This window comes from Streptomyces sp. NPDC051576, assembly GCF_040681835.1.
GTDB lineage: Bacteria > Actinomycetota > Actinomycetes > Streptomycetales > Streptomycetaceae > Streptomyces.
The window spans coordinates 327,803-339,158 of record NZ_JBFAZO010000012.1; the positions used below are offsets into that span (position 1 = coordinate 327,803).

Here is an 11,356-nt window from a genome sequence, read left to right on the forward strand (position 1 = left end):
GAAGACCCGGCCGGACCCTGCGCCACCGGCGACGGACTGCTCGGCGCGCCGGCCACCGTGCCGGTGCCCGCGGTCACGCTCGGACTCGGCGACGGGGCTGCCGGTGCGCTCGTGCTGCTCGTCGGCGTCGGGTCGGACGACGGCGTGACCTGCGGCTGCGAAGGCTGGACGACCGGATTGCTCGCGCTGCCCCCGGTCGGCGCCGCGGCGCTCTTGCTCGCGGACGGCTTGGCGGACGCGGACGCGCTCGCCTTGCCGGGGCCCTTGGACGCTCCGGGCGCGCTCGCGCTCGCGCCGGGAGACGGCGTCGTACCGTCGCTCGCCGTCGGGATGTTCCCCGGCGCCACGCTGTCAGCCGCGCCGGACGGCTGCCCCGACCGGGCCGGCAGCGGCGAGGTGTCGACCTTGCCCGCGGGCGGGTCGTGCCGCTGGCCCGGCACCAGGAGCCAGGGCGCGTCGGAACTGCCGGACAGCAGGGTGATCACGATGACGACGGCGTAGACCGCGCAGGCGATACCGATGGCCATGCCGATCCGGCGGTACCTACGGCTCCGGCGGCCGGACTCGTCGACGAAGACGGGCCCGTCGGAGCCGTCGCCCTTCTTCCCTGGATCGTCCAACTCCTCGGCGGAACCGTCGAGTTGGACGGTCACCTCGTCGGGGTCGGTCCCCGCGGACGCGCCCCAGGGGTCGGCCAGGGCGCCGGACGGACCGGTGAGCGATGCATCAGGCAGCGGTGCACCGGTGAGCGGTCCCGCCGGTTCCGTACGTATTTCCTTGGCCGCGACGGGCCAGGACGACCCGGGCGGCTCGGACCGTATGCGGCCGGCATGGCCGCCGTGGCGACCGCCCTCCAAGATCTCCGATCCGCCGGTCGCGCCGTTCACTCCGGTCTCCGGGAACGCCTGGGCCTCTCCGCCTACGACCGGTACGTCTCTGGTCGCGGATGCGGCTTGGGGCCATTCCGGTTGGGCGTCTTCTCGCCACTTTTCCATGCGCACGCACATCCCCCCACAGGACTGTTCCGGGCGCGCGGACGACTCTGAGCACACGCCGTCGAACCGGGCCCCCACCCGGTCCACGCGCCCCCTTACCACACTGCGCTCAGGCCCTGAAGGTAGCGCAGCGGGTACTCACATGTGGTGGGATGCGCCATTTTTACTCCTTTAGCATGTCCACGTCGATGGCTGGAATCCATCCATCGACAGGCCTACGGAGCCATCCCTCGGCGGTGGCGATCTCCACCGCAGCCCGTCGAAGCGCATCGAATCCGGTGTGCACCAGCCCCTTTCGCCACACGAGCGACACGGGGGACAACGGCACCGGATCCACCAGGGGCCGCAACACCGTCCGAGGCATGGCCGGAAAATCCACCACGGCGAGGATCGGGTTCCGCGTCTTCGCCATGACCCGCTCGAACTCCTCTTCGCCTACGGCCATGGGTGCGGGCGCCGCGACCTCGATGCCACGCCCCGCGAACAGCCGGCGCGCGAGATCCGTCCACTCCGGGGTACGCGGATTCCCGGCGCCCGCGTACACCGTCTCGCCCGCCAGCGCGTCCACCGGCACCTCCGCGAGCGACGCCAGCCGGTGGTCCTCGGGCAGCACGACCGCCATCGGCTCGTACCGCACGAGGTGGTGGTCGAGCCCGGCCCGCAGCGCCGGATCAAGACCGGCGAACCGCCCGAACGACACGTCGAGCCGGCCCGCAAGCAACTCCCCCGCGGCCCAGGTCAGTCCACTCTCGTAGCGGGCCATCAGCTCCTGTTCCGGGGCGAGTTCGCGCGCCCGGCGCAGCACCCGGCGCCCGGTGCCCAGGCCCGGCGAGTTGAGGTCCACGAGCAGGGGCCGGGCCTGCCGGAACGCGGCGAGCAGCTCGTCCTGCGCGGCCAGCACCCGCCGGGCGTACGGCAACAGCCGCTCGCCGTCCGGGGTCAGCGTCACCTGCCGGGTGGTCCGCACGAACAACTCGGCGCCCAACTCCCGCTCCAGGCGCCGCACATCACGGCTGAGCGCCTGCTGGGCGACGTACAGACGGGCGGCGGCGCGGGTGAAGTGCAGTTCCTCGGCGACGAGGACGAAGGCGCGCAGGAGACGGGGGTCGAGATGCGGGAGGTGTGGTTGGTGTGGTTGGAGAGGGGCGGGCATCCGGTGAACCTACAACGCGGGTGCGTGAATCGGCGCTGAGCAGGTGTTGGACCCCTTGATCGTCCCGGGGCGACGGTGGGGGCATGCCCCGACACACCGGCTATCGCCGCCTCTTCGCCCTCCCCGGCACCCGCGCCTTCACCGCCGGGAACCTTCTCGCCCGGCTCCCCGCGGGCATGTTCAGCGTGAGCGCGGTCGTGATGATCGCCGGTTCGCGGGGTTCGTACGCCCTCGCCGGCGCGGTCACCGCGACCGGCCTCGCGGCGACCGCACTCGCCGGCCCGTGGCTGGCACGCCTGACCGACCGTCACGGCCAGGCCCGAACAGCCGTACCGGCAACGGTGGTTGCGGTCCTGGGCTCGGTCGCCCTGCTCCTCTGCGTGCGCTACGGCGCCCCCGACTGGACCCTGTTCGCCGCGTACGCGGCCACCGCGACGACCCCCAACACCGGCGGCATGTCCCGGGCCCGCTGGGCCCATCTGCTCGACGGCGACGCCGAGGCGCTGCACACCGCGAACTCCTTCGAGCAGGCGGCCGACGAGCTGTGCTTCATGCTGGGCCCGGCGCTGGCGGGCTTCCTGTGCGGCACGTTCTTCCCGGAGGCGGGGACGCTGGCCGGGGCGGTGCTGCTGCTGACCGGGATCCTGGTCTTCACCGCCCAGCGGTCGACGGAACCGCCGCCGAGCCCGGCGCCGCAGAGCGGGCCGCCCCTGCGCGTGCCCGGCATCCCGCCCCTCCTCGCCGGATTCGTGGCCACCGGCGCGGTCTTCGGCTCACTGGAGGTCGTCACGCTCGCGTACGCGAACGCGGCGGGCCACCGCGCGGCGGGCGGTGCGGTGCTGGCGCTCCAGGCTGCCGGTTCGTGCGGGGCGGGTCTGCTCTACGGCAGGCTGAAACCGGCGACCGCACCCGAACACCGCCTGCGGGGCTGCCTGTTGGCGATGACGGCCCTGATGACTCTGCCACTGCTGGCGGCCGTCACACTCGGTTCCCTGCCCGCGCTGGCGGCGGCCTTGCTGCTGGCGGGCATGGCAACGGCCCCGACGATGGTCACCGCGATGACCCTGCTCCAACACCGCACGCCCGAGGGCCGGTTGAACGAGGGCATGAGCCTGGCGGTGACGGGCCTGCTGCTGGGGATCGCGTGCGGCTCGGCGGCGGGCGGCTGGACCACTGACCACACATCACCGACGACGGGCTTCGCGGTACCGCTCGCGGCGGCGTGTGCGGCGGGTTCGCTCTCCATGCTCGGCAATTTCGCCCGGTGCGGCCCTATTTGAAGGCCGCCAGGTTGCGGGCGACCCACTCGCCGAAGGGGCGGGCCGGGCGTCCGAGGACCTTCTCCACGTCCGGGCTGACCTGCTGCTCCACCGGAAGCGGGGCACCGAGGACGTCAAGGGTGCCGGCGGCGACGTCTTCCGGCATGAACCGCGCCATGACGGCGTGCGCGTCCTCGCGGGGCAGCTCCACGAAGGTCACGTCCTCGCCCAGCACCTCGGAGAGCATCTCGGTCTGCCGCCGGGGTCCGACGGCCTCGGGGCCGGTCAGTACGTACGTCTGCCCGGCGTGACCGTCCTCGCGCAGCGCCGCCGCCGCGACCTCGGCGATGTCCGCCGGGTCGACGACGGGCAGCGCCACGTCGCCGAAGGGCGAGAAGACCGTACGGTTCGTGCGCACCGACTCGGCCCACGCGTGGGCGTTGGAGGCGAAACCGCTCGGGCGCAGGATCGTGTGGTCGAGGCCCGAGCCGCGGACGGCGGCCTCGAACTCGCGCAGCCGGTGGTGCGAGACGGTGTCCGTGCGCGTGCCGGCGAGCTGGGAGGAGACGAGGACGACGCGCTTGACGCCGGCGGCCCTGGCGATGTCCAGGAGGTTCGTCGCCGCCTCGCCGGGGCCGTTGAGCTCACCGGCCAGCAGGATGAAGAAGGCGTCGGCCCCTTCGAGGACCGGCTTGAGGCCGGCGAAGTTCCCGAGGCCGGCCCGGGCCACGCGGACACCGTCCGGAAGACCCGCGGGCTCCGCGTTGCGCGACACGGCCACTACCTCCTCCCCCGCCTCGACGAGCGCGGTGACCAGCGGACGGCCGATGTTGCCGGTCGCTCCGGTGACAACAATCATGAACAGCTCCTGATTCAAAGGGGGTTGGGCGAGATCACCGCTGCTGAGCGGCTGGCCGAACCGGCCGGACGACGCTCCCCGCCGTCACGTCCCGGACGCTAGCATCGGGAACATAGTAGGTACCTATAGGAAAGTGACTTCCCGAAAGGTGACTGCCGTGCAGGAGAACCCCGCGGACCCGCCCCACGCCACCGCTTCCGTGGCGCCGCGCATCCGCGCGGACCAGGCGTGCCCGATCGCCCCGGTCGTGGACATCGTCTTCAGCCGCTGGACGACACCGATCCTGTGGACGCTGAACGAGTACGGCGTCCAGCGCTTCGTCGAGCTGCAACGCAGCATCGGCAACATCACGCCCAAGGTGCTGACGCAACGGCTGCGCCAGTTGGAGCGGGACGGTCTGGTCGTGCGCACCTACCACCCGGAGGTGCCGCCCCGGGTGGAGTACGAGATCAGCGAACTGGGCAGGAGCCTGGCCCCGTTGTTCGCCTCGCTCGCCGTGTGGGCGCGCGAACATCTGCCCGCCGTGGAAGAGGCGCGGAAGACGTTCGACACGGTCGAGACCACGGTCACCGCCCGCTGACGTACGCCAGTCGAACCGCTTGCCCCAATCTCCGCCAAACCCATTGACGCCCTCACAGCCCCTGCATACCTTCCTCCGTCGAAGCGCTTCGACGGAGCTCGTCGAATCGGTTCGACATCCCATCCGACTCCCCTGGAGGCACTGGATGTTGACGGCACGAAGGCGAGCGGCGGCCGCCGCGCTGATCCTGAGCGGATCCCTGCTCCTGTCCGCCTGCGGTGGCTCGGACGGCGGCGGCTCCTCCGACGGCAAGACGCTCAAGCTCTGGCACTACGAGGGCGCCGACAGCGCGATGGGTGTGGCCTGGAACGAGGCGATCAAGGAGTTCGAGGCCCAACACCCGGGCGTGAAGGTGAAGTTCGAGGAGAAGGGCTTCGAGCAGATCCAGAAGACGGCCCCGATGGTCCTCAACTCCTCGGACGCGCCGGACATCATGGAGTACAACAAGGGCAACGCGACAGCGGGCCTGCTCTCCAAACAAGGCCTGCTCACCGACCTCACCGCCGAGGCGACCAAGCGCGGCTGGGACAAGAAGATCCCCGGGAGCGTCGGCACGACGGACATGTACGACGCCAACGGCGTGATGGGCTCCGGCAAGTGGTACGGCGTCACCGACTACGGCGAGTACACGATGGTCTACTACAACAAGGACCTCTTCAAGAAGTACAAGATCGCCGAGCCGAAGACGTTCGACGAACTCACCGCCGCCATGGACCAGTTCGCGGCGAAGGGCGTCACCCCGCTGGCGAACGCGGGCGCCGAGTACCCGGCCCAGCAGTACCTCTACCAGCTCGCGTTGTCGAAGGCCGACCGCACCTGGGTCGACAAGTACGAGCTGTACAAGGGCAAGACGGACTTCCACGACCCGGCCTGGACCTACGCGGCGACCACCTTCGCCGACTGGGTGAAGAAGGGCTACATCGCGAAGACCTCCAGCTCCACCAAGGCCGAGGACGCCGGTGTCTCCTGGATCCAGGGCAAGGCGCCGATCCTGTTCTCCGGCAGTTGGTGGTACGGCCGCTTCCAGACCGAGGCCAAGTTCGACTGGGACACGACTCTTTGGCCGGGCTCGAACCTCACCCTCGGCTCCGGCGGCAACATCTGGGTCGTCCCCAAGGGCGCCAAGAACAAGGAACTCGCCTACGACTTCATCGACATCACCCTGTCGAAGAAGATCCAGAACCTGATGGGCAACAAGGGCGGCATCCCGGTCGCGGCCGACACCTCCGCGATCACCGACCCCAAGTCCAAGGAACTCATCGCCAACTTCAACACCGTCTCCGGCCGTGACGGCCTGGCCTTCTACCCGGACTGGCCGGTCCCCGGCTTCTACGACGTCCTCGTCTCCGAGACCCAGAAGCTGATCACGAACAGCGAGAAACCGGACGCCTATCTCAGCAACCTGCAGAAGGCGTACGACAAGGGTGTCCCGTCGACATGACGGTCACCGTCGAGAAGGGCGCGCGGGCCGCCGGCAAGCACCAGCCACCCGGCCCGCGCCACCCTCGCCCCCGCGACTCCTACGCCCTCTTCCTGCTGCCCGGCGCCCTCGCCGCGCTGGCCGTGATCGTCGTCCCGTTCCTGATGAACACGGCCGTGAGCTTCACCGACTGGCAGGGCATCGGCGACCCCAAGTGGTCCGGGCTCGCCAACTACCGTGACCTGCTGGACGATGCGGAGTTCTGGGCGTCCTTCCGGCACAGCCTGTTCATGGTCGTGGCGATGGCGGCGATACCGACGATCGTCGGACTCGTCCTGGCCGCCGCCCTGTTCGACTACATCGGCAAGCACTTCGGCAGCCGTATCGCCGCGATCCTCCGCGCCTGCTTCTACCTTCCTCAGGTCCTGCCCATCGCGGTCGCCGGCATCGTCTGGAGCTGGATCCTCGCCCCGGACAACGGCTCCCTCAACGCCCTGCTGAAAGCGGTCGGGCTGGGCTCCTGGCAGCAGGACTGGCTCGGCGACCCCGACATCGCGCTGTACAGCGTCATGGGCGTCATGGTCTGGGTCCAACTCGGCTTCCCACTCGTGGTGTTCATGGCCGGACTGCAACGCGTCGACCCACAGCTCTACGAGGCCGCCGAGCTGGACGGCGCCGGCTGGTGGCGCCGCTTCTGGCACATCACGCTGCCGCAGATCCGCCCCGAGATCTATGTCGTCCTCACCTGGTGCACGATCGCCGCGCTCAAGGTGTTCGGCGCGGTGTACGTACTGACGAAGGGCGGCCCGGGCGGCGCGACCGACGTGCCCTCCTACTTCTCCTTCTCCACCTTCTTCGAGAAGACCCAGGTCGGCTACGGCGCCGCGATCTCCACGGTGCTGACCGTGATCATCCTGGTGCTGTCCCTCGCCCTCCTGAAGCTACAGACCAACTCCGAGGAGGGTGAGGGCACATGACGACCGCCCTGCGCCGCTACCCGGTACTGATCGCCCTGTGCCTCGCCGCGCTCTTCATGGTGATCCCGTTCCTGATCGTCCTGGTCAACGCCGTGAAGTCACCGGCCGAGTACTCCGAACACGGCCCGCTCAGCCTCCCCAAAGGCCTCTATCTGGACGGCCTCAAGGACTTCTGGCAGCGCGTCGACTACGGCCAGAAACTCTTCAACTCGGTGCTGATCAGCGGCTCGGTGGCCGTCCTCGCCGCCGTCCTCTCGGTCCTCAACGCGTACGCGATCGGCATCGGCCGTATCCGGGGCCGCACATGGGTCCTGGCCTTCTTCGTCCTCGCCAACATGCTGCCGCAGGAGGCGCTGGTCTACCCGATCTACTACCTGAGCAAGCAGGCCGGCCTCTACGACACCCGGCTCAGCGTCATCATCGTGTTCACGGTGATCCAGGCGGCGTTCGGCACGTACCTCCTCTCGTCCGTGCTCGGCCAGTTCCCCCGCGAGATCATCGAGGCGGCCCGGATCGACGGCGCGAACAAGTGGCAGGTGCTGTGGCGGATCGTGGTCCCGGTCAGCCGCCCCACGATCGGCGTCCTGCTGGTCTTCTTCTTCATCTGGACCTGGAACGAGTTCCTGCTCCCCCTGGTCATGCTGATCTCCAACGACAACCAGACCGTGTCGGTGGCCCTCGGCGTCCTCCAGGGCCAGCGCCTGATGGACGCCACGATGACCAACGCGGCTGCCCTGCTGGGTGTGTTGCCCGCCATCGTCTTCTTCCTCGTCTTCCAGCGGACCCTCACGCGCGGCATCGCCGTGGGTGCCGTCAAGTAGTAAGGGGACCCCCCACGTGAAGTTCACCGACGGCTACTGGCTGCTGCGCGAGGGCGTCACCGCCGCCCACCCGGTCGAAGTCCTCGATGTCACCGCCCCCGACGGCGCCTTGGAGATCCACGCGCCGACCGTGCCCATCCGCCACCGCGGCGACCTGCTGAAGGGACCGGTCGTGACGATCAGCGCCCACGCCCCGATGCCCGACGTCATCGGCGTCACCTTCACCCACTTCGAGGGCGAACAGCCACGAGGCCCCCAATTCGACGTGAGGACGCAGGAGTTCGAAAGGCTGACGTCCTACGACGACGAACACGCGACCCTCACCTCCGGCGCCCTGTCGGTCCAGGTCGCCCGCACCGGCCCCTGGCACGTCGACTTCCTCGCCCACGGCCGGGTCCTCACCGGCAGCGGCCCCAAGGGCATGGGCATCATGCGGGACGCGACCGGCGCCCACTATCTGCGCGAGCAACTCGGCCTCCAAGTGGGCACCTCCGTCTACGGACTCGGCGAACGCTTCGGCCCGCTCGTCAAGAACGGCCAGGTCGTCGACATGTGGAACGCCGACGGCGGCACCGCCACCGAACAGGCCTACAAGAACGTCCCGTTCTATCTGACCGACTCGGGCTACGGCGTCTTCGTCGACCACCCCGGCCGGGTCTCCTTCGAGGTCGGCTCGGAGGCGGTCTCGCGCGTCCAATTCAGCGTGGAGAGCCAGCAGTTGACGTACTACGTCATCTACGGCCCGACCCCGAAGGACATCCTCCGCAAGTACTCCGCCCTCACCGGCCGTCCGGCGCTCCCGCCCGCCTGGTCGTTCGGGCTGTGGCTGTCGACGTCCTTCACCACCTCCTACGACGAGGAGACGGTGACGTCGTTCATCGAGGGCATGCGCGAGCGTGAACTCCCGCTCTCCGTCTTCCACTTCGACTGTTTCTGGATGCGCGAGTTCAACTGGTGCGACTTCCAGTGGGACCCGCGGGTCTTCCCCGACCCGGAGGGCATGCTCGCCCGGCTGAAGGACCGGGGCCTGCACATCTGCGTCTGGATCAACCCGTACATCGCCCAGCGCTCACCGCTCTTCGCCGAGGGCAAAACACTCGGGCACCTGCTGCGCCGGCCGGACGGCAGCGTCTGGCAGTGGGACCTGTGGCAACCCGGCATGGCCCTGGTCGACTTCACCAGCCCGGCCGCCCGCGACTGGTACGCCGCGAAGCTGGAGGCGCTGCTCGCACAGGGCGTCGACTGCTTCAAGACCGACTTCGGCGAACGGGTCCCCGTCGACGTCGCCTACGCGGACGGCGCCGACCCGGAGCGGATGCACAACTACTACACCTACCTCTACAACCGCACGGTCTTCGACGTCCTGCGCAAACACCGGGGCGAGGGCGAAGCGGTCGTCTTCGCCCGCTCGGCGACAACTGGCAGCCAGAAGTACCCCGTTCACTGGGGCGGCGACTGCGAGGCGACCTACGAGTCGATGGCCGAGTCGCTGCGCGGCGGGCTCTCCCTCGGCCTGTCCGGCTTCGGCTACTGGAGCCACGACATCGGCGGCTTCGAGGGCACCCCGACCCCCGCCCTCTTCAAACGCTGGCTCGCCTTCGGCCTGTTGTCGTCCCACAGCCGCCTCCACGGCAGCTCGTCCTACCGGGTCCCGTGGCTCTTCGACGAGGAATCCGTGGACGTACTACGGCAGTTCACCCGCCTGAAGCTGAGCCTCATGCCGTACCTCTACGAGACCGCGCGCACCGCCTCCGCCGAGGGTGTGCCGATGATGCGGGCGATGGTGCTGGAGTTCCCGGACGACCCCGGGTGCGCGCATCTGGAACGGCAGTACATGCTCGGCGGCGATCTGCTGGTCGCGCCGGTGTTCAGCGACGACGGGGACGTCTCGTACTACGTCCCCGAGGGCACCTGGACCCACTACCTCACCGGCCGCACGGTCACCGGCCCGCGCTGGGTGCGCGAGAGGCACGCCTTCGACAGCGTCCCCCTGCTGGTGCGCCCCGGCGCGGTGATCCCCGTCGGCGCGGTGGCCGACCGGCCCGACTACGACTTCGCCGACGGGGTCACCCTGCGGGCGTACGGCCTGGAGCGGGGCGCGCAGGTGACGGTGCCGATCGGCGACGTGACCTTCACCGTCGTACGGGAAGGGGACACGCTCCGGGCGTCCTGCAGTGACGCCTCGCTCTCCTGGGCGCTGGCCGCCGGGGAGCGGACGAAGTCGGGCAGCGGGTTCCTGACCCTGGAGCTGGGCTGATGGTGAAGATCACCGATGTGGCCCGGCACGCCGGGGTCTCCCCCAGTACCGTGTCGTACGCGCTGAGCGGCAAGCGCCCGATCTCCGAGGAGACCCGGCAGCGCGTCGAGGCGTCCATCCGCGAGTTGGGCTACCGGCCGCACGCCGGTGCCCGCGCCCTGGCCAGCAGCCGGTCCAACGTACTGGCGCTGGTGATCCCCTTACGGACCGGCATCCATGTCCCCGTGGTCATGCGGTTCGCGGTCTCCGTGGTCACCACCGCCCGCCGCCACGACCACGACGTGCTGCTGCTCACCCAGGAGGAGGGCGAGGAGGGCCTGCGACGGGTCGCGGACACAGCACTCGTGGACGCGATGATCGTGATGGACGTCCAACTGAACGATCCCCGGCTGCCGTTGCTCCGTTCCCTGGACCGGCCGTCCGTGATGATCGGCTTCCCGGCCGACGCGGACGGACTGACCTGCATCGACCTCGACTTCAAGGCGGCCGGCGAGCTGTGCGTGGAACGGCTCGCGGGGCTCGGGCACCGCGTCGTCGCCCTCGTCGGGTCACCGCCCGAGGTGTACGTCCGCAAAACCGCCTTCGCCCAGCGGGTCGTCCAGGGCTTCACGGCCGCCGCCGACCGCAACGGACTCGCCTCCTCCGTCCACCCGTGCGAGGCGGAACCCGGCGCGGCAACGGCGGTGGCGGAACAACTCCTCCGCGAACAGCCCGCGTTGACCGGGGTCGTCGTCCACAACGAGCCACTCCTGGAACCCCTCGTCGACGCCTTCGAGCAACTCGGCCTGCGCGTCCCCGGCGATCTGTCGATCACCGCGATCTGCCCCGACGAACTCGCCGAGTCCGTACGGGTCCCGGTCACCTCGGTCGCGCTGCCCGCCGACGAACTCGGGTCCAGGGCCGTCGAGTTGCTGATGAAACAACTCGACGGCAAGACCGTGCCCGCCGCGACGCTGCTCGCCCCCCGGCTGACGGAACGCGCGAGCACCGCACCACGCAACGCGCCCTGACCTCACCACCGTTGACGCAAGGCCC

8 protein-coding genes and 2 pseudogenes are annotated in these 11,356 nt (G+C 69.7%); 7 read left to right on the plus strand and 3 right to left on the minus strand.

Annotation, left to right across the window (positions count from 1 at the left end):
- Positions 1-887 (minus strand): annotated as a pseudogene (locus AB0M63_RS35105) (hypothetical protein); the annotation flags it as partial.
- Positions 888-1,158: 271 nt separating this feature from the next.
- Positions 1,159-2,148, minus strand: coding sequence for a LysR family transcriptional regulator (locus tag AB0M63_RS35110; protein WP_366022170.1), 990 nt, complete (start codon positions 2,146-2,148; stop codon positions 1,159-1,161).
- An 83-nt stretch (positions 2,149-2,231) separates the two neighbouring features.
- Here AB0M63_RS35110 and AB0M63_RS35115 point away from each other — a divergent pair, with 83 nt between their 5' ends.
- On the plus strand, positions 2,232-3,428 hold the full coding sequence (locus AB0M63_RS35115) for an MFS transporter (protein WP_366022171.1): 1,197 nt from the start codon (positions 2,232-2,234) through the stop codon (positions 3,426-3,428).
- On the opposite strand, the gene AB0M63_RS35120 is transcribed toward AB0M63_RS35115, so the two are convergent.
- Complete coding sequence (locus AB0M63_RS35120) at positions 3,421-4,266, minus strand: NAD(P)H-binding protein (protein ID WP_366022172.1); 846 nt, start codon at positions 4,264-4,266, stop codon at positions 3,421-3,423. The genes AB0M63_RS35115 and AB0M63_RS35120 overlap by 8 nt on opposite strands.
- A gap of 199 nt (positions 4,267-4,465) precedes the next feature.
- Here AB0M63_RS35120 and AB0M63_RS35125 point away from each other — a divergent pair, with 199 nt between their 5' ends.
- The 6 genes and pseudogenes from AB0M63_RS35125 to AB0M63_RS35150 all read left to right on the plus strand — a co-directional run bounded on the left by AB0M63_RS35125 (position 4,466) and on the right by AB0M63_RS35150 (position 11,331).
- Complete coding sequence (locus AB0M63_RS35125) at positions 4,466-4,846, plus strand: helix-turn-helix domain-containing protein (protein ID WP_355920437.1); 381 nt, start codon at positions 4,466-4,468, stop codon at positions 4,844-4,846.
- 145 nt (positions 4,847-4,991) lie between these two features.
- Positions 4,992-6,287, plus strand: coding sequence for an extracellular solute-binding protein (locus tag AB0M63_RS35130; protein WP_366022173.1), 1,296 nt, complete (start codon positions 4,992-4,994; stop codon positions 6,285-6,287).
- The gene (locus AB0M63_RS35135) at positions 6,284-7,243 is read left to right on the plus strand and encodes a sugar ABC transporter permease (protein ID WP_366022174.1); all 960 of its coding nucleotides are present in this window, start codon (positions 6,284-6,286) and stop codon (positions 7,241-7,243) included. Before AB0M63_RS35130 ends, AB0M63_RS35135 begins: the two co-directional genes overlap by 4 nt.
- On the plus strand, positions 7,240-8,064 hold the full coding sequence (locus tag AB0M63_RS35140; protein WP_355920318.1) for a carbohydrate ABC transporter permease: 825 nt from the start codon (positions 7,240-7,242) through the stop codon (positions 8,062-8,064). The genes AB0M63_RS35135 and AB0M63_RS35140 overlap by 4 nt, the downstream gene beginning before the upstream one ends.
- Before the next feature lie 16 nt (positions 8,065-8,080).
- Positions 8,081-10,318 (plus strand): annotated as a pseudogene (yicI, locus tag AB0M63_RS35145) (alpha-xylosidase); the annotation flags it as partial.
- Positions 10,319-10,320: 2 nt separating this feature from the next.
- Positions 10,321-11,331, plus strand: a complete 1,011-nt coding sequence (locus tag AB0M63_RS35150) for a LacI family DNA-binding transcriptional regulator (RefSeq protein ID WP_366022175.1) — start codon at positions 10,321-10,323, stop codon at positions 11,329-11,331.
- The last annotated feature ends 25 nt before the right edge of the window (positions 11,332-11,356 follow it).